This window comes from Acidovorax sp. Leaf191, from assembly GCF_001424425.1.
Classification (GTDB): Bacteria; Pseudomonadota; Gammaproteobacteria; order Burkholderiales; family Burkholderiaceae_C; genus Acidovorax.
Window position 1 is genome coordinate 1,015,672 of sequence record NZ_LMPT01000019.1, and the last position, 18,872, is coordinate 1,034,543.

General features: G+C 67.5%; 17 protein-coding genes. 10 read left to right on the top strand and 7 right to left on the bottom strand.

The features are described 5' to 3' along the window. Positions 1-75 precede the first annotated feature (75 nt). On the bottom strand, positions 76-1,128 hold the full coding sequence (locus tag ASG27_RS18705) for an extracellular solute-binding protein (RefSeq protein WP_056419255.1): 1,053 nt from the start codon (positions 1,126-1,128) through the stop codon (positions 76-78). Between the two features lie 354 nt (positions 1,129-1,482). Continuing rightward, positions 1,483-2,031, bottom strand: a complete 549-nt coding sequence (locus tag ASG27_RS18710; protein WP_056419257.1) for a phasin family protein — start codon at positions 2,029-2,031, stop codon at positions 1,483-1,485. A 200-nt stretch (positions 2,032-2,231) separates the two neighbouring features. Between ASG27_RS18710 and ASG27_RS18715 the strand changes: the two genes are divergently transcribed. The 9 genes from ASG27_RS18715 (at position 2,232) to ASG27_RS18760 (ending at position 13,360) form a co-directional block, all read left to right on the top strand. Further along, positions 2,232-3,170 carry a histone deacetylase family protein gene (locus tag ASG27_RS18715; RefSeq protein ID WP_056419259.1) on the top strand — a complete coding sequence of 313 codons (939 nt, stop codon included), beginning with the start codon at positions 2,232-2,234 and terminating at the stop codon, positions 3,168-3,170. Beyond that, entirely contained in the window at positions 3,167-3,694 is a 528-nt protein-coding gene (locus ASG27_RS18720; protein WP_056419263.1) for an acyl-CoA thioesterase, read from the top strand. Before ASG27_RS18715 ends, ASG27_RS18720 begins: the two co-directional genes overlap by 4 nt. 208 nt (positions 3,695-3,902) lie before the next feature. After that, positions 3,903-5,123: a nicotinate phosphoribosyltransferase gene (gene pncB / locus ASG27_RS18725; RefSeq protein ID WP_056419266.1), complete on the top strand. Its 1,221-nt coding sequence runs from the start codon at positions 3,903-3,905 to the stop codon at positions 5,121-5,123. Between the two features lie 219 nt (positions 5,124-5,342). Continuing rightward, positions 5,343-6,704, top strand: a complete 1,362-nt coding sequence (locus ASG27_RS18730) for a sodium:proton antiporter (protein ID WP_056419270.1) — start codon at positions 5,343-5,345, stop codon at positions 6,702-6,704. Between the two features lie 172 nt (positions 6,705-6,876). After that, positions 6,877-7,866: a 2-hydroxyacid dehydrogenase gene (locus ASG27_RS18740; protein WP_056419273.1), complete on the top strand. Its 990-nt coding sequence runs from the start codon at positions 6,877-6,879 to the stop codon at positions 7,864-7,866. A 73-nt stretch (positions 7,867-7,939) separates the two neighbouring features. Further along, positions 7,940-9,682, top strand: coding sequence for a DNA recombination protein RmuC (gene rmuC / locus ASG27_RS18745; protein WP_056419276.1), 1,743 nt, complete (start codon positions 7,940-7,942; stop codon positions 9,680-9,682). Beyond that, the gene (locus ASG27_RS18750) at positions 9,679-10,887 is read left to right on the top strand and encodes an MFS transporter (RefSeq protein WP_056419279.1); all 1,209 of its coding nucleotides are present in this window, start codon (positions 9,679-9,681) and stop codon (positions 10,885-10,887) included. The genes rmuC and ASG27_RS18750 overlap by 4 nt, the downstream gene beginning before the upstream one ends. A gap of 119 nt (positions 10,888-11,006) precedes the next feature. Then, positions 11,007-12,344 (top strand): surface lipoprotein assembly modifier, encoded by a 1,338-nt coding sequence (locus tag ASG27_RS18755; RefSeq protein WP_056419281.1) that lies wholly within the window; start codon positions 11,007-11,009, stop codon positions 12,342-12,344. Between the two features lie 11 nt (positions 12,345-12,355). Continuing rightward, positions 12,356-13,360 carry a FecR family protein gene (locus ASG27_RS18760; protein WP_056419284.1) on the top strand — a complete coding sequence of 335 codons (1,005 nt, stop codon included), beginning with the start codon at positions 12,356-12,358 and terminating at the stop codon, positions 13,358-13,360. 88 nt (positions 13,361-13,448) lie between these two features. Here the strand turns inward: ASG27_RS18760 and ASG27_RS18765 are convergent, their stop codons facing one another. From ASG27_RS18765 to dctP, 5 genes are all read right to left on the bottom strand, one after another. Further along, on the bottom strand, positions 13,449-14,312 hold the full coding sequence (locus tag ASG27_RS18765) for a TIGR00730 family Rossman fold protein (RefSeq protein WP_056419287.1): 864 nt from the start codon (positions 14,310-14,312) through the stop codon (positions 13,449-13,451). A 102-nt stretch (positions 14,313-14,414) separates the two neighbouring features. Next, positions 14,415-14,801: a fluoride efflux transporter CrcB gene (crcB, locus tag ASG27_RS18770; protein WP_056167003.1), complete on the bottom strand. Its 387-nt coding sequence runs from the start codon at positions 14,799-14,801 to the stop codon at positions 14,415-14,417. Positions 14,802-15,003: 202 nt separating this feature from the next. Then, a complete protein-coding gene (locus tag ASG27_RS18775; RefSeq protein ID WP_200912452.1) occupies positions 15,004-16,314 on the bottom strand; it encodes a TRAP transporter large permease in 1,311 nt (436 codons plus the stop codon). Positions 16,315-16,519: 205 nt separating this feature from the next. Beyond that, positions 16,520-17,056 (bottom strand): TRAP transporter small permease, encoded by a 537-nt coding sequence (locus ASG27_RS18780; protein WP_056165298.1) that lies wholly within the window; start codon positions 17,054-17,056, stop codon positions 16,520-16,522. A gap of 12 nt (positions 17,057-17,068) precedes the next feature. Beyond that, entirely contained in the window at positions 17,069-18,085 is a 1,017-nt protein-coding gene (gene dctP / locus ASG27_RS18785; protein WP_056419290.1) for a TRAP transporter substrate-binding protein, read from the bottom strand. A 188-nt stretch (positions 18,086-18,273) separates the two neighbouring features. Here dctP and ASG27_RS18790 point away from each other — a divergent pair, with 188 nt between their 5' ends. Next, on the top strand, positions 18,274-18,804 hold the full coding sequence (locus tag ASG27_RS18790) for a winged helix DNA-binding protein (RefSeq protein ID WP_056419293.1): 531 nt from the start codon (positions 18,274-18,276) through the stop codon (positions 18,802-18,804). Positions 18,805-18,872 lie beyond the last annotated feature (68 nt).

Below are 18,872 nucleotides of genomic sequence, written 5' to 3' on the forward strand. Positions count from 1 at the left end.
CCGGCGTTACCGGGCTGCTGGGGGCTGCCGCGCGCAGCCAGGGCGGCTGCGGGCAGGGGCTGCTTATGTTTCGACTTACTGGAAGCCCACGCGGTCCAGCATCTGCTGCACCTTGGTCACGTTGGCGCCGACGGCGCTGATCGGGATGGTTTCGCTCTTGAAAGGCTTGTTGTTGGTCATGGCCTTGAGTGCGGGGTTATCCAGCGCCACGCCCTTGGCGGCGGGCCATTCGTTGTTGCCGTTGGCAAAGTAGTTCTGCGCTTCGGGGCTGGCCAGGTATTCCAGGAACTTGACGGCGTTGGCCTGGTTCTTGGAGTGCTTGGCCACGGCGCCGCCGGCGATGTTCAGGTGGGTGCCCCAGGACTCCTGGTTGGGGAACACCACGCCCACCTTGTTGACCACGGCCACGTCTTCGGGCTTGTTGGAGCGCATCATGCGCGCCAGGTAGTAGCTGTTGGTGACGGCGATATCGCATTCGCCCGAGGCCACGGCCTTGATCTGGTCGGTGTCGCCGCCCTTGGGAGGACGGGCCAGGTTGGCCACCATGCCCTTGAGCCAGGCCTCGGCCTTTTGCTCGCCCAGGTGCTCGGTCACGGCGCCGAAGAGGCTCAGGTTGTACGGGTGCGAGCCGGAGCGGATGCACAGCTTGCCCTTGTTCTTGGGGTCGCCCAGCTCTTCGTAGGTGTCGACGTCGGCCTTTTCGACCTTGATCTTGTTGTAGACGATGACGCGGGCCCGGGTGGACAGGCCGTACCAGGCGATGCTGCCGTCCGCGGTGGGCGTGCTGCGCAGGTTGGCAGGGATGGCGTCGTTCAGCACCTGGGACTTGACGGGCTGGAACAGGCCGTCCACCTCGCCCTTGTACAGGCGGGCGGCATCGACCAGCAGGATCACGTCGGCGGGGGACGCCGCGCCTTCGGCCTTCAGGCGGGCCAGGATGCCTGCGTCGTCCGCATCCACGCGGTTGATCTTGATGCCGGTGGCCTTGGTGAAGCCGGTGTACAGCGCTTCGTCGGTGGAGTAGTGGCGGGCCGAGTAGAGGTTCACGACCTGCTCCTGGGCAGAAACGGCGCCAGCGGCGGCGGCCAGTGCGCAGGTGCAGAGCAGGGCTTTCACGGTCTTCGACATGGATGCGTCTTTCGGGGTTTGTAACACCCGGATGATAAAACCAAACGCGAATTATTCTTAATAAACGTCTGGGTTTCTATGGGTATGCGGGGGCAGTGCTGACCTGGGTCACCGTGGAGATGGGTAGCGGGTGTGCCAGGCGCCACACCTGCGCTGCGGCCCGGGCCACCCGGCGCGCAGGCAAAAAAAAGCCCGGCAGAACCGGGCTTTGAAGGGATCCTGGAAACGGGGGTTTCGCGAGGATCCAAGGAGACAACTCGTGCGCTGCAACCGGGGCTGCAGCGCGTGATGGGATTATCAGGGTAAGCCCTGAAAACGGCCTAGAGGTTGCTCTCCAGACCGCGTGCCCTGGGCTCAGCGCTTGCGGGGAGCGGCCGTCTTGGCGGCGTTGGCAGCGGTGCTGGCCACGGCGTTGAAGTTGGCTTCGGCCACGTCGGACGCTTGCTTGACAGCCTTCTGGACCGATTCAAAAGCGTTGTTGGCGGCAGAGACGGCGCTCTTCATCACGGCGACGGCGGTTTCGGAACCGGCGGGAGCGTTCTTCGCGGCGCTGTCGACCAGGCCGGTGAAGGCGCGTTGGGCGTCAGCAGCCTGGCTTTCGAAAGCCTTGCCGAATTCGGCGCCGGTGCCGGAGGCGATGTCGTACAGGTGACGGCTGTAGGCAGCGGTCTTTTCAGCCAGGGGCTGGAACAGGCCGGCTTGCAGGGCCAGCAGCTCTTGCGCGTCCTTCACGCCCAGCACAGCCTGGCTGTGGTTGGCGGCTTCGGTCAGTGCGGCGCGCGAGGCGGTCACGTTCAGCTCGACGAGCTTTTCCACGCCTTCGAAAGCCTTGGTCGTCAGACCGAACAGGGTTTCGAGGTTGGCTTTGTGGGAAGCGAGGATTTGTTCAGCGGTCAGCGTCATGTCATATCTCCTAAGAATGGGGCCCGGCGGGCCATGGTGGTTCACAAGACATCTGCGCTGGCCCTGACTCATCAAGTCATGTTGCAGTGCAGCATGGATCGAATTTTAGGGACTTGGTGCGGGTTTGCAAGAGGTTTTTGTTGCGATGCAGCAAATTAGAGGCGCGCCCTCAGGAATCCGCGGCTTGCCACAATCGCGTCATGCACGCCTATTACGCCGACCAGTTTGTGCTGCCCCTGCCCGAAGGCCACCGCTTTCCCATGGCCAAGTACCGCCTGCTGCGCGACCGCATCGCCCAGCACCTGCCGGGCGTGTCGCTGCAGGTGGCGCAGCCCGCCGCCGACAGCGAACTGGCCCTGGCGCACGACAGCAGCTACATCGACGCCATTGCCGACGGCACGCTGCCCGCCCCGGCGCAGCGCGAGATCGGCTTCCCCTGGAGCCCCGCCATGGCCGAGCGCGCCCGCCGCTCGGTGGGCGCCACGGTGGCTGCGAGCCGCGTCGCGCTCCAGGAAGGCGTGGCGGGCAACCTGGCCGGGGGCACGCACCATTCGTACGCCCACAAGGGCAGCGGCTTTTGCGTGTTCAACGACGTGGCGGTGGCCGCGCGGCTGATGCAGGTGGAGCGCGCCAGGGCGCGGGGCCGCCACACCCAGCCGCTCAGGGTGGCGGTCATCGACCTGGACGTGCACCAGGGCAACGGCACGGCGCACATCTTTCAGGGCGACCACAGCGTGTTCACGCTGTCGCTGCACGGCGCGCGCAACTTTCCGTTTCGCAAGGAGGCCAGCGACCTGGATGTGGAGCTGCCCGACGGCTGCACCGACAACGCCTACCTGGAGGCGCTGTCGCACGCGCTGGACGCCCTGGAGCAACGCTTCACCCCGCAGTTGGTGTTCTACCTGGCCGGCGCCGACCCGCACGAAGGCGACCGCCTGGGCCGCCTGGGCCTCACGCACGACGGCCTGGAAGCGCGGGACCGCCACGTCTTCGACTGGGCCTGGCAGCGGCGGCTTCCGCTGGTCTTCGCGATGGCGGGCGGCTACGGGCGCGACATGGAAGACACCCTGACGGCGCAGCTCAACACCTGGCGCGTGGCCTGGGAGTACCACCAGCGCTGGCAGAATGTGCGGCCATGACGTCCGCCGCCAGCACCCCCCACGCCACCCGTCCAGACACCGCGACCGCAGCTGCTCCCGCGGCAACCGCGGCCGCCCCCACGGCAGCACGCCCGGCGCCGCAGCCGCGCAGCGCCTACCGCGCGTTTCGCCCCATCACCACGCGCTGGGCCGACAACGACGTCTACGGCCATGTGAACAACGTCGTCTACTACAGCTGGTTCGACACGGCGGTGAACGCGCACCTCATCGAGCAGGGCGTGCTCGACATCCACGCGGGCGGCACCATCGGCCTCGTGATCGAGACCCAGTGCAACTACTTCGCGCCGCTGGCCTTCCCGCAGACGGTGGAGGCAGGCATCCGGGTGGCGAAGCTGGGCAGCTCCAGCGTGCGCTACGAAGTGGGCCTGTTCGCGCAGGGCGAGCCCATGACCGCCGCCGCCGGGCACTTCATCCATGTGTACGTGGACCGTGAAACCCGCCGCCCCGTGCCGGTGCCCGACGCACTGCGCCAGGTGCTGCAGGCGCTGGTGGTCACGGGCTGAGCGCCTGCATTGCGGGTGCTATTGATTTAATAGCTCCTCGCGCTCGACCATCAAGCGGCAGGGCGGTTTTGGGCTTGAAAACGCCGCGTGCGCGGGGTGCGTCGGGTCCCAAGGGGCTTCCCAGCGCCGCACGGCGGCATGGCCTACACTTTGCGGCTTTGCTGTACGGCCCCCTGCGTCCCCGGCCTTCTCTGCGCCCGCACCGTCCATGATCATCACCAGCCTGCTCGACACCGACCTGTACAAGTTCACCATGATGCAGGTCGTGCTGCACCAGTTTCCGGGAGCGCAGGTCGAATACAAGTTCAAGTGCCGCAACCCGGGCGTGCAGCTGGCGCCGTTCGCCAACGAGATCCGGGACGAGATCCGTTCGCTGTGCAGCCTGCATTTCCAGGACGCGGAACTGGCCTACCTGCGGTCCATGCGCTTCATCAAGAGCGATTTCGTGGACTTCCTGGGGCTGTTCAGGCTCAACGAGAAATACATCACCGTCACGCCGCTGCACAACGGAGAGATCGACATCGCCATCCGCGGGCCCTGGCTGCACACCATCCTGTTCGAGATCCCGGTGCTGGCGATCATCAACGAGGTGTACTTCCGCAACACGCAGAAGGTGCCTGATTTTCCCGAAGGCCGCCGGCGCCTGGATACCAAGATCGCGCAGCTGCAGGCCGAGGGCTTGTCGGACCTCAAGATCGCCGACTACGGCACGCGCCGCCGTTTCAGCCGCGCCTGGCACGAGGAAGTGCTGCGCGTGCTGGTGGCCCGCCTGGGCACGGGCGACCGCCGCCCCGGCGCGCCGGCAGGGCCTGGCCAGTTCGCCGGTACCAGCAACGTGCTGTACGCGATGAAGCTGGGCGTGACCCCGCTCGGCACCATGGCGCACGAGTACCTGCAGGCCTGCCAGGCCCTGGGCCCGCGCCTGCGCGACAGCCAGGTCTTCGGCTTCGAAGTGTGGGCCAAGGAATACCGCGGCGACCTGGGCATCGCCCTGTCGGACGTGTACGGCATGAGCGCCTTCCTGCGCGACTTCGACCTGTACTTCTGCAAGCTGTTCGACGGCGCGCGCCACGACAGCGGCGACCCTTTCGCCTGGGGCGAGCGCCTCTTGGAGCACTACCGCAAGAACCGCGTGGACCCGCTGACCAAGACGCTGATCTTCAGCGACGCGCTCACGGTGCCGCGCACCGTCGAGCTGTACCAGCAGTTCCGCGGGCGCTGCCAGCTGGCGTTCGGCATCGGCACCAACCTGACCAACGACCTGGGCAGCCCGCCCGCGCATGAGCCGCTGCAGGTCGTCATCAAGATGACCCGCTGCAACGACCAGCCCGTGGCCAAGCTGTCGGACACGCCGGGCAAGGGCATGTGCGACGATGAAAAGTACCTGGCGTACCTGCGCCAGGTGTTCGATATTCCCCAGACCGCCTGATCCAGCGGGGCGGGGCCAGCAGGGCGTGTGCTTTGCCGGTGCCCGGCGGCATTGGGCCGCATTCCGTCGCATCGGCGGCATTCATCGGCACCCGTCGGCACCTCGCGATGGGGCGACACAAATGATTATTGGAGCGAGATGGAGACAACGCATATCTTGAAGTCGGCGCGCAGGCTGTCGGCCGTGGCGCTTTGGTTCGCGGCATGGCCCGGTGGTGCGATGGCCGCCGATCTGGACGGGAGCACGCTGTCGGTGCTGTGGGGCGTGCCGTTTGCGGGCATCCTGCTGTCCATCGCGCTCATGCCGCTGCTCGCGCCCATCTTCTGGCACCACCACTTCGGCAAGGTAGCCGCTGCCTGGGGCCTGGCGTTCTTGCTGCCCTTCGCCGCGGCCTTCGGGCCGGCGGTGGCGGGCGCGAACCTGGTGCATGCGCTGCTGGCGGAGTACATCCCCTTCGTGATCCTGCTCACCGCGCTGTACACCGTGGCGGGCGGCATCTACATCCGCGGCAACCTGCACGGCAGCCCGGGGCTGAACACGGGGCTGCTGGCCCTGGGCGCGGTGCTGGCCAGCTTCATGGGTACCACCGGCGCGTCCATGCTGCTGATCCGCCCGCTGATCCGTGCCAACGACAACCGCAAGCACGTGGTGCATGTGGTCGTGTTCTTCATCTTCATCGTCTCCAACGCCGGCGGCTCGCTCACGCCGCTGGGCGACCCGCCGCTGTTCCTGGGCTTCCTGAAGGGTGTGGACTTCTTCTGGACCGTGGGCCACATCCTGCCGGAGACCCTGTTCCTCATCGGCACCCTGCTGGTGCTGTTCTTCGCGCTCGATACCTGGTTCTACCGGCAAGGGGCCGAGGTGCTGCCGCGCGACCCCACGCCCGACACCGGCGGTGCGCGCGCCTTCGGCTTTGACGGCAAGCTCAACTTCGCCCTCTTGGGCGTGGTGGTGGCGCTGGTACTGCTCAGCGGGTTCTGGAAGTCGCCCGTCGTGTTCGACGTGATGGGCACCCCGGTGGGCCTGCCCGGCATCGTGCGGGACGCAGGCCTTGTGGCCGTCACGCTGGCATCGCTGTGGCTCACGCCGCGCAAGGTCCACGACGACAACCAGTTCGGCTGGGCCCCGATGCAGGAGGTGGCCAAGCTCTTCGCAGGCATCTTCCTCACCATCATCCCGGTCATCGCGATGCTCAAGGCCGGCACGGACGGCCCGTTCGGCGCCGTGGTGCGGGCCGTCACCCGGCCGGATGGCACGGCCGACCCGGCGATGTACTTCTGGGCCACGGGCGTGCTCAGCTCGTTCCTCGACAACGCGCCGACCTACCTGGTGTTCTTCAACACGGCAGGCGGCGACCCGGCCGTGTTGATGACCACGCTGGCCCCCACGCTCGCTGCCATCTCGGCGGGCGCCGTGTTCATGGGCGCCAACACCTACATCGGCAACGCGCCCAACATGATGGTCAAGGCCATCGCCGAAGACCGGGGCGTGAAGATGCCCAGCTTCTTCGGCTACATGCTCTGGTCGGGCGGCATCCTGGTGCCGCTGTTTCTTGTCATGACATTCATCTGGTTCAGATGATGTACATCCCCCTGAGCGGCTGCGCCGCTTCCCCCTTCTCTCGCACCGCTGCGCGTTGCGGGAAGGGGGACGCCGCCCTCGCTGCAGGGCGGCCTTTGCACGGCGGCCACTGGCCTGGGCAGCGCCGGTTTTATAGGGCGACTGACCTCGCGAACACCTTGGAGATGAGACTATGAGCAAGCCCCGCATCCTGGTCGCGCGTGCGATCTTCCCGGACATCGTGGACCGCCTGCGCCAGCATTTCGACGTGCTGGACAACCCCGATGACACCATCTGGTCCCCCGCCGAGCTGGCCGAGCGCCTGGCCGACAAGGACGGCGCCTTCACCACCGGCAGCCAGCGCATCGACGCGGCGCTGCTGGCGGCCGCGCCGCGGTTGAAGATCGTGGCCAACATGGCGGTGGGCTACAACAACTTCGACGTGGACGCGATGACGGCCGCCGGCGTGTGGGGCACCAACACGCCCGATGTGCTGACCGAGACTACGGCCGACTTCGGCTTTGCGCTGCTGATGGCCACCGCGCGCCGCATGACGGAGTCGGAGCACTACCTGCGCGCCGGGAAGTGGACCAAGTGGAGCTACGACATGTTCTCCGGCAGCGACATCCACGGCAGCACGCTGGGCATCATCGGCATGGGGCGCATCGGCCAGGGCATTGCGCGGCGCGGCGCGCACGGCTTTGGCATGAAGGTGGTGTATCACAACCGCTCGCGCCTGTCGGCCGAGCTCGAAGCCGAGTGCAAGGCCACGTATGTCGGCAAGCAAGAGCTGCTCGCCACCGCCGACCACGTGGTGCTGGTGGTGCCCTACACAGCCGCGTCGCACCACACCATCGGGGCGGCAGAACTGGCGCTGATGAAGCCCACCGCCACGCTGGTCAACATCGCCCGCGGCGGCATCGTGGACGACGCGGCGCTGGCCGTGGCCCTGCGCGAAGGGCGCATTGCGGCGGCGGGCCTGGATGTGTTCGAAGGCGAGCCCAGCGTGCATCCTGATCTGCTGACCGTGCCCAACGTGGTGCTCACGCCCCACATCGCCAGCGCCACCGTGCCCACGCGCCGCGCCATGGCCAACCTGGCGGCCGACAACCTGATCGCCTTCTTCGACGGGCGCGGTGCGCTCACGCCGGTGAACGCGCCCGCCGCACCGAACCGCGGCTGAATTTTCAATAAAAACACCTGCTACCGCTGGATGGATGAGCGCTGGCAGCTATTAAAAGTATAGTAATCAAATTTTGACTACCGACACCCTTGTCTTGCTGGCCGCACTGGCTGTTGTGGTGGTGCTGCTGGCCGTGGTCCTGCTGCGCCGCCCGAGTGTGAGTCTGCCTGCCGAATGGATCGCCCGGCTGCAGGCGATGGAAAGCCTGGCCCAGGCCACCCGGCTGGCCGTGGCGCGCAACGATGGCGCGGTGGAGTCGCTGGCCCAGCAACTGTCGGGCTTCACGCAGGCCACGCAGCGCCAGCTGGAGGCGTTGCGCGGCGCGGTGGATGAGCGGCTGTCGCAGGCGGTGGGCGAATCGCGCACGGGGCGTGCCGAGCTGCTCGCGGCCTTCGGTGCCTTCGAGGGGCGCCTGGAGCAGCGCCTGGCCCAGGGCCAGGCCGAGGCCGCGCTGGCGCGCAAGGAGCTGTCGGATGCGCTGGCGGCGTTCCGTGCCGAGCTCACGCAGACCGCGCAGTCCCTGGCGTCCGACAGCCAGCGCTCGCGCGAGGCGCTGGCCGAGAGCACGCAGCTGTTCGAGCAGCGCATCCAGGAGCGCTTCGAGGCGCTGTCCGGCGCCACGCGCGGCACGCTCGACTCGCTCAAGAGCGACATCCACGCGCAACTGGGCGCGGTGTCCACCGCACTCAAGGACCAGCTCGAAGCCAACGGCCAGCAGATCCGCCACCAGTTCGGAGTGCTGCAGGACGCGGTGTCGCAGCAACTGGCGGGCCTGGTGCAGGGCAGCCAGCAGAACGCCGAGCAGCTGCGCACGGCGCTCAACGAACGGCTGGCGGCCATCCAGACCGACAACTCCGCCAAGCTCGAAGAGATGCGCCGCACGGTGGACGAGAAGCTGCACGCCACGCTGGAGCAGCGCCTGGGCGAATCCTTCAAGCTCGTGAGCGACCGCCTGGAGCAGGTGCACAAGGGCCTGGGCGAGATGCAGACCCTGGCCGGCAGCGTGGGGGACCTCAAGCGCGTGATGACCAATGTGAAGACGCGCGGCACGTGGGGCGAAATGCAGCTCGGGGCCATCATCGAGAACGTGCTCACGCCCGACCAGTTCGCGCGCAACGTCAAGGCCGTGCCCGGCAGCGACGACCTGGTCGAATTCGCCATCCGCCTGCCGGGCCGCGGCGACGAGCAGCCCGTGTGGCTGCCCATCGACTCCAAGTACCCGGTGGAGCAGTACCAGCGCCTGCTCGACGCGCAGGACGCGGCCGACAAGCCCGCCATTGCATCGGCCGGCAACGCGTTCGAGACCTCGATCAAGCTTGAGGCGAAGAAGATCTTCAGCAAGTACGTGTCGCCGCCGCACACCACCGACTTTGCGGTGCTGTACCTGCCCACCGAGGGCCTGTTCGCCGAAGTCATCCGCCGCCCCGGCCTGGTCGAAGCGGTGCAGAACGACTGCCGCGTGATGATCACCGGCCCCGCCAACCTGGCCGCCATGCTCAGCAGCCTGCAGATGGGCTTCAAGACGTTGGCCATCGAAAAGCGCTCGTCCGAAGTGTGGGGCGTGCTCGGCTCGGTGAAGACCGAGTTCTCCAAGTTCGGCGAGATCGTCGAGTCGGCCCGCAAGTCCATCGACGCGGCGGCCAAGAAGTTCGACGACGTGGGCGTGCGCACCCGCGCCCTGCAGCGCAAGCTGCGCGACGTGCAGGAACTGCCCGCACCCAACGCACCCACCGGTCTCGGAGCACCCGCCGTGCCGCCAGCGGGCACCGGCACGGCCGCGCTGCCGGGCCTGGACCTGGAGGACGACCTGCCATGAACCGTAACCTGGCACGCCTGATTGCCGGGCAGGTCTGCGTGCACGCCTGCATGGCCGGCATGCGGCTGGCGGCCCCGTTGCTGGCCCTGCGCGAAGGCTACGGCGCCGCGGCGGTGGGCCTGCTGGTGGCGCTGTTCGCGCTCACGCAAGTGTTCCTGGCGCTGCCGGCCGGGCGCTATGCGGACCGCCACGGGCTCAAGCGGCCGGTGGGCTATTCCGTGGCCCTGGCCGCCACGGGCGCGGCGCTGGCCATGCTGTTCCCGGTGTTTCCGGTGCTGTGCATCACCGCGTTGATGACGGGCGGGGCGGCCGGTGCGGCCACCATTGCGGTGCAGCGCCATGTGGGCCGCGCGGTGCACGACACCACGCAGCTGCGGCAGGTGTTCAGCTGGCTGGCCATTGGGCCAGCGGTGTCCAACTTCATCGGCCCCTTTCTGGCGGGCCTCATGATCGACCACGTGGGCCGGGTGCCGGGCAGCATCGAGGGCTACCGGGGCGCGTTCGCGCTGCTGGCCGTGCTGCCGCTGCTGTCCTGGGTGTGCGTGCGCACCACGGTGGAATTTCCGCCCGTGGTCGCGGCCAACGACGGCGTTCCACGCCGCGCCTGGGACCTGCTGGGCGACGTGCCCTTCAGGCGCCTGCTCATCGTCAACTGGCTGCTGTCCTCGTGCTGGGATGTGCACGCCTTCGTGGTGCCGCTGCTGGGGCACGAGCGCGGCCTGTCGGCGTCGGTCATCGGCACCATCCTGGGCGCGTTCGCCATTGCCGCCACGGTGATCCGCATGCTCATGCCCATGGTGGCGTCGAGCCTGAGCGAACGGGTGGTGCTGGCGGGCGCCATGGTGTCCACCACGGTGCTGTTTTGCATCTACCCGCTGCTGGGCAGCGCGCTGGGCATGGGCCTGTGCTCGGTGCTGCTGGGCTTTGCGCTGGGCTCGGCCCAGCCCATGGTGATGAGCCTGCTGCACCAGATCACGCCGTCGCACCGCCACGGCGAGGCCCTGGGCCTGCGGCTGATGGCGATCAATGCGTCAAGCGTGCTCATGCCGCTCATCTTCGGGTCGGCCGGGGCGCTGATCGGGGTCGGCGGGCTGTTTTGGGGCGTCGGGGCGATCGTGGCGGGCGGCACGCGCCTGGCGTGGCTGCTGACGGTGGCGCCGTCCGAGCCCGCGCAGGCGCACAAGGACTCGGGAAACGGCAGCTGAACGGCCACCGGAATGGGTTTTCGTGCGGTATTGCGCGCCGCGTGGCAATCAGGGCTTGAGGGGCTGAGCAAGCGGCGTGAAACGTAGTAGATTCGCCCCATTCGACAGAGGGGGCTGAGATGAACGTTCCAACCTGGTCCTGGCACGTGCGCCGCCTGGCCGTGCTGCCGTTTCTGGTGGCGGCCCCCGGGTCTTTCGTGCATGCGGACGACGTGCTGGGCCAGGCGCAGGCCTGGCTGCAGCAGGGCGACGCCCGGCGCGCCTTCGAGGCGCTGGATGCCCAGGAGGCCACGCGCGCCGGCGACCCGGCATTCGACGCGGCCATGGGCCGAGCCGCCCATGCAGCAGGCCAGTACAGCCGTGCCGTGCTGGCGTGGGAGCGGGTGGTGGCGGCGCAGCCCGGCAACACCGAAGCCCAGTGGGAGCTGGGGCGCGCACTGCACGCGGTGGGCGACAAGCAAGGTGCCAACGCCGTCTCCGAGCGCGTTCGTGCCGCCGGCATCCCGGTAGACGCTGCGCTCAGCATCGACCAGTTTCTGGTGTCCTACGACCGCCTGGGCCACCAAGGCCGCTCCACCTGGAAGGGCCATGTCGAGCTGACCGTGGGCCGCGACTCCAATGCCAATGCCGGGCCCGACCTGAATGCGCCTGCGCTGTCGCCGCCCGGCACGCCGGCCTGGTCGCTGGCCCCGGGCGCCGAGGCGCAGCGTGCGTCGTATGCCGCCGTGCTGGGCAATATCCGCGGGCGGCATGTGCTGGATGCGCGCTGGTCGCTGATCGGCGCGGCCACCGCCGAGGCGCGGGGGTATTCCGATGCCGGCAAGCCCTACGACAGCGCGCAGCTCGACGCCAGCGCGGGCGTGGCCTACCGCGTGGAGCGCCACGAGTGGATGCTGAGCGCGCAGGGCGCGACCTACCGGCTCGATGGCGACACGCTGCGCAACATCGGCGGCGTGGTGGGCGAGTGGATCTACCGGCTCGACGGCTTTCGCCAATGGGACACCTTCCTGCAGGTGCAGGACCTGCGCTATCCCACGCAGTCGCTGCGCAACGCCCGGCGCACCGTGGGCGGCACTTCGTATGTCCATGTGCTGCGCAACGGCAGCCTTTCCTACGCGGGCCTCTACGCCGGGCAGGAGAACCCCCGGGCCAGCGATGTGGACAACCTGGGGCACCACCTGGCGGGGCTGCGGGCCGGCGTGCAGTGGGCCATCACGGCCGACTGGGCGGCCTTCGTGCACCTCAATCACGAGCGCCGCCGCTACGGGGCCACAGACCCCTTCTTCGGCGTGACGCGCCGCGACCGCCAGACCTATGGCGTGCTGGGCGTGTCCTGGCTGCCCGCGCCGGGCTGGCGCATCACGCCGCAGTGGGCCGTCACGCGCAATGCGTCCACGCTGCCCATCACCGATTACGACCGCCGGGTGTTTTCCGTCACCGTGCGGCGCGAGTTCTGAGGGAGTCCCTGATGCCGTCCCAATTTCCTTCTTCCCGGCTGGCGCTGTGGCTGGCCGTGGCGGCCGCGTGGCCCCTGCAGGGCCTGGCCGCCGCCGGCCTGGTCCAGTTCGTGGCGGGCGACGTGCAGTTGCGCCGAGGCTCCGCGCAGGCGCCGGTGGCCAAAGGCGCCGAGGTCGAGAGCGGCGATGTCGTCGTGACCGGTGCCGCGGGCCGTGCGCAGATCCGTTTTTCGGACGGCGGGCTGGTGGCGCTCTACCCGGACTCGCAATTCACGGTCACGCGCTATGCCGACGCCGGCAACGCGGCCGAAGACCATTTCGCCGTGGACCTGCTGCGCGGCGGCATGCGCGCCATCACCGGCCTGATCGGCAAGCGCGACCCGCGCAATTACCGGGTGACCACGCCCACGGCGGTGGTGGGCATCCGGGGCTCGGCCTTCCTCATCGCCTTCAATGCCGATGGCGAGCTGGTGGTGTCGGGCGAGCAGGACGAGATCGAGGTGTGCACCGAGGCCGGTTGCGTGGGCGTGAAGGCGGGTGAATCGGTGCGTGTGGTGGCCAGCAACCAGCTGCCGCTTTACACCCACACGCGCGCCGTGCTGCCGCTGCCGCCGCCACCGGTGCCGTTTGCGGTGGGCGAGGAGCTCAACAGCAGCGGCCGCCTGGCGCCCACGCCGGTCGCCCCCGTGCCGCCGCCCGTCACCACCACACCCACACCGCCTGCGCCCGGGGTGCCGCTGCCCCCGCCGCCACCACCGCCCACGACGACGGCACCGCCGCCGGACCCGTCCATCCCGACCCCGCCGCCGCCCCCCACCACGGGCACGCCCACGCAGCCGCCGACAACGCGGCCGCCGGTGATCGGTGCGCCACCGACGACACCGCCCACGACGGCGCCCACCACGCCCGCGCCGCCGGCCACGCGTCCACCCATCTTCGTGCTGCCGCCCATCGTGCGGCCCATCATCGTGCTGCCACCGATCGCGGTACCGCCTCCGCCGCCGGTGATCCGCTGACGAGGCGGTCCCTGCACGCACCAGCGGGTGGTGCGGACAGGGGGCGTATGGCAAGGGCAGGCGCCCGCAGGCCCAGGGGCTCAGCCGTTCACAGCTGGTAGAACGACTTGATCAGCTCCCACGCTTCCTGCGGGTCGTCGGTGTAGTGAAAGAGGCCCAGGTCCTGGGCCGAGATGGTGCCTTCTTCGACCAGCACCTCGAAGTTGATGAGGCGCTTCCAGTAGTCCGCGCCGAACAGCACGATGGGCACGGGCTTGGCCTTTTTCGTCTGCACCAGCGTGAGCACTTCGAACAGCTCGTCCAGCGTGCCGAAGCCGCCGGGGAAGGCCACCAGCGCCTTGGCACGCATCATGAAATGCATCTTGCGCAGCGCGAAGTAGTGGAACTTGAAGCTCAGCGTGGGCGAGATGAAGCGGTTGCCGCTTTGCTCGTGGGGCAGGGCGATGTTCAGGCCCACGTTGAGGGCGCCCACATCGTGCGCGCCGCGGTTGGCGGCCTCCATGATGCCGGGGCCGCCGCCGGTGCAGATGTAGATGCGGTCTGCGGGCGGCTGGCGCTCGCTGTGCTCGGCCACCACGCGGGCGAACTGGCGGGCCAGGTCGTAGTACTTGGCGTTGCGCACCGCCAGGCGCGCGCGCTGCAGGCGCACGTCGTTGCCGCTGGCCTCGGCCTCGAGCAACTGGGCGTCGGCTTCGTCGGGGGCGATGAAGCGGGCGCTGCCGTACACGACCACGGTGTTCTCGATGCCTTGCTCGATCTGGCCCAGGTCGGGCTTGAGCATCTCCAGCTGGAAGCGGATGCCGCGGGTCTCGCGGCGGAACAGGAATTCAGGGTCGGCGAACGCGAGGCGGTAGGCATCGGCGTGCAGCGGGTTGCCGCTGGCGGCGTGGCTTTGCAGCTCTGCCCAGGCATCGGCCAGGCGGCGTTCGTTGAGTTGGGTATTGGCGTCCATGGCAAGTCAGAAAAAAGCGCTGCAGGCCCTCGCACAGGCGCAGGTCGGCAGTGGGTTGAACGTGGGGTGGTGATGAGCGTTGCGCTTGATTATTACGCAGGATCAAGCGCGTGCAGCTATCAAAAGAGTAGCGCTGTGGATGCCCAGCACCGTGAGTGTGAGCGAGCCGAGCAAATGCACTGCGGTCGTGCCCAGCGCCAGCAGATAACGCTGCTGCTGCAGCATGCCCACCACCTCGGCCGAGAAGCTGGAGAACGTGGTGAGCCCGCCCAGAAACCCGGTGACGAGCGCCAGGCGCCACACCGGGTCAAGCTGCGGCAGCGCCTGGAACACCGCCACGCAGACCCCCACCAGGTACCCCCCGATCAGGTTGGCCGCCAGCGTGCCCCACGGCAGCAGGGCTCCCGCCGTGTTGAGCCAGATACCGAGCCGCCAGCGCGCCAGCGCACCCACGCTGGCACCGATACAGATGGCCACGACTGCAAGCATGGTGCGATGACTCCGGAGAAACGAAGGGCCGTATTGTCGGCGATGCTGTGTTCAGCCGGTCTGTACCGTGGCCACGGCTGCGCGAACCGCCATCCACCGTCAGCCTGGGACGCAACCCCGGCCAGCGCCACCGTGGAACCGGCTTCGCCGGGCCACTGGAGGCGTCCCCCTTGGGGGGAAGGCGCGAAGCGACTCAGGGGGGCTACTTTTCCTTGCCCATCACCAGGTCCGGCAAGATCGTCACGACCTGCGGGAACACCGTGATGATCGCAATGCACACCACCAGGCACAGGAAGAACGGAATCGCAGCGCGCGCAATCGTGTTGCTGTCCTTGCCCGTCATGTTCTGCAGCACGAAGAGGTTGAAGCCCACCGGCGGCGTGACCTCGGCGATTTCGACCAGTAGCACGATGAAGATGCCGAACCAGATCAAATCGAACCCGGCCTGCTGGATCATGGGCAGCACCACCGCGCTGGTCAGCACGATCATGCTGATGCCGTCGAGCGCCGTGCCCAGCACCAGGTACACGATGACCAGCACGCTGATGAGCGCGAACGGCGACAGGTGCATGGCGTTGACCCACTCGGCCAGCTCGCGCGGGATGCCGGTGAAGGCCATGGTCTTGGTGAGGAACGCGGCACCGGCCAGGATGAACATGATCATGCAACTGGTGCGCGTGGTGCCCATCAGCCCGTCCTTGAAGTTCTGCCAGGTGAGCGAGCGGCTCCAGAGCGCCAGCCCCAGCGAGCCCACCACGCCGTAGGCCGCGCATTCGGTGGCAGTGGCGTAGCCGGTGATGAGCACGGCCACGATGAAGACGATGAGCACGCCCACGGGGATCAGGTTGCCGGACTTGCGGATCTTCTCGCGCAGCGTGGAGGGCGGGTCGGCCGCGGGCACCTTGTCGGGGTTGCGCAGGCTCCACCAGCCGATGTAGCCCGAGAACAGCAGCATCAGCAAAATGCCCGGCAGAAAGCCCGCAAGGAAGATGCGGATGATGGACGCATCGGCCGCCACCGCATACACCACCATGGTGATCGACGGCGGGATCAGAATGCCCAGCGTGCCCGCCGTGGCCAGCGAACCGAGGGCCAGCTTCTCGTCGTAGCCGCGCTTCATCAGCTCGGGCAGGGCCACCTGGCTGATGGTGGCACAGGTGGCGGCCGACGAGCCCGACACCGACCCGAAGATGCCGCAGCCCAGGATGGTGGTGTGCATCAGCCGCCCCGGAACGCGGTTGAGCCAGGGGCGCAGGCCTTCGAACATCTCTTCGGACAGCTTGGTGCGAAACAGGATTTCGCCCATCCAGATGAACAGCGGCAGGGCGGCCAGCTCCCAGCTCGCATTGCTCTCCCAGAACGCCGAGAACAAATTCTTGGCCGGCTGCGTGGACGTGAAGAACGCCTGCCCCACCCACCCGCAGATCGCCAGCGTCATCGCAATCCACACGCCGCCGGACAGCAGCACCAGCATGAGCAGCAGCAACACGCCACCCACCATCAAGATATCCATATCGAACTTTCTGGACTGCAGGGCGCGATGCGCGATGCAGCCTGTTGTTATCGGTATTCACACCGCGCGGTCATCGCGCCGCGCGTCCCACCCACCGCAAAAACTGGCGCGGCAAACGCGAGTGCCACCGTGGAACCGGCTCCGCCGGGCCACCGGAGGCGTCCCCCCTCAATGGGGAAGGCGCGCAGCGCCTCAGGGGGGCGTCCTAGATATCAGACGAAAAGTCACCCTTGGCATGGCGTTCTTCCACAGCCCGCACAAAGGTCGGCACGCCACCGCGCAGCACGATGATGAATTCATCCACCACCGCCACCCACAGCAGCACCGAGCCGATCGCAAAGCTCAGCTGCGGAATCCACAGCGGCATGGGCAGCAGGCCCTGGGAGATGTCGTTGAACTCCCAGCTCTCGTACGTGTAGCTGCAGGCCGCCCACATCAGGTAGCCCACGGCGACCGATGCGATGGCGAGCGACACGACTTCCAGCTGGCGGCAGCGGCGCGGCGACAACTTTTCCAGCAGCAGTGTCACGCGCACGAAGTCGCCGTGCTTGAATGCATGGGCCATCGCAAAGAAAGCCGCGGCCGCGCAGAACCAGGCCACGATGTCGTTGATGGCGCCGGTGCGCAGGCCCACCTCGCGCATGATGCTCTGCGCGATCATGAGGATGCAGATGAGGGCGATGAACGCGGCGCCCAGGGCGCCTGCGGCAAGGTAGAGGCGGTCGAGCCAGCGGCGCAGCATATGGATGCGGGCCTACTTCTTGGCCTGCACGCCAGGGACCGGACTGCTCTTGCGGTAGCTTGCGACGATGGCTTCACCGTCCGGGCCGGCCTTCTTGAGCCAGTCGGACAGCATGATCTCGCCGACCTGGCGCATGTCGGCCATTAGCTTGGGCGCGGGCGTCACGATCTTCATGCCCTTTTCGATCAGTGCCTTCTTGTACCACTCGGTCTTTTCCTCGCTGAGCTTCCAGCCGCGCGACTCGGCCTCGGCCGAGGCCTTGAGCAATGCGTCCTGGCTGGGCTTGTCCAGCGCATCGAAAGCCTTCTTGTTCACGATGACTGCGTTCTTGGGCAGCCAGGCCTGCGTGTCGTGAAAGAGCTTGATGCTTTCGTAGATCTTGCTGTCGTAGCCGGTGGAGCCCGACGTCATGGTGGCCTCGACCACGCCCGTGGCCAGCGCCTGCGACAGCTCGGCCGCCTGGATGGTCACCGGCTGCGCGCCGATCAGCTCTGCGATCTTGGCGGTGGCGGGACTGTAGGCGCGCCACTTGATGCCGCGCAGGTCGGCCACCGAGGCCAGTTCCTTCTTCGAATAGATGCCCTGCGGCGGCCAGGCCACGGCGTACAGGAGCTTCATGCCCTGCGTGCCCAGCAGCTTGTCGAGGTAGGGCTTTTGCGCTTCGTACAGGCGCCTGGAGTCCGCATACGAGGTGGCCAGGAAGGGGATGCCGTCCACGCCGTACAGCGCGTTCTCGTTCTCGAAATTGCCCAGCAGCACTTCACCGGCCGGGGCTTGCCCGCCCTGCACGGCGCGCTTGATTTCGTTGGCCTTGAACAGCGAGGCGTTGGCGTGCACCGTGATCTTGAGCTTGCCGGCCGATGCGGCATCCACGTCCTTGGCGAACTGCATCAGGTTCTCGGTGTGGAAGTTGCTCACGGGGTAGGCGGCGGCCAGGTCCCACTTGGTCTGTGCCATCACGGAGGACGCGGTGAAACCGAAGGCCAGGGCCAGGCCAAGCGCTGTGGCGGGGAGGATTCGACGCTTCATGGAGAGCTCCGCAAGTAAGGACGTGGGGTGAAAGGACTGTCGGCGACTGTATAGAAATCAACCCATGGCGACATAGGTGTTTTGCCTAAACGCTGACAAATTGCCAACAAATCATTGCCATGGTGCCTACAATGGCTTGCATAACCCGTGCCAGTTTTTCCCTTCCACCACAAGGTTCGCTGTCCATCATGAAATCCGGCTCCAAGGCCAAGGGCGATTCCGGCCCCATCGTGTCGTCGGCGCACCTGGTGTCCGCGCAGAGCGCGGAGCTGAGCGAGTTCGAGTTCGGGCTCATCGTGGCGGGCAACGCCTTTCACCGCTGGGTGGCGCACTGCATGTCGGCGGCGGGCCTGAAGGACCTGACGCCGCTCGATGTGCTGGTGCTGCACCACGTGACGCACCGCGCGCGGGACAAGCGCCTCGCCGACATCTGCTTCATCATGAACGTGGAGGACACCCACCTGGTGAACTACGCGCTCAAGAAGCTGCAGAACCTGGGCGTGGTGGCCTCGCAGAAGAACGGCAAGGAAGTGACCTACGCCGCCACCGATGTGGGCCGCGCCTACGTGCAGCGCTACCGCGAAATCCGCGAGCGCTGCCTCATCGATGCGTTGCACGCCGACGACTCCCTGAACCGCGACATCGGCGAGCTGGCCCGGTTGCTGCGTGTGCTGTCGGGCATGTACGACCAGGCGGCGCGCTCGGCGGCGTCGCTGTGACCGCCGCCACGCCGTGGTTTGAATAAAAATCTGCCCTACCGCTTGATGAACAAGCGCCAGTAGCTATC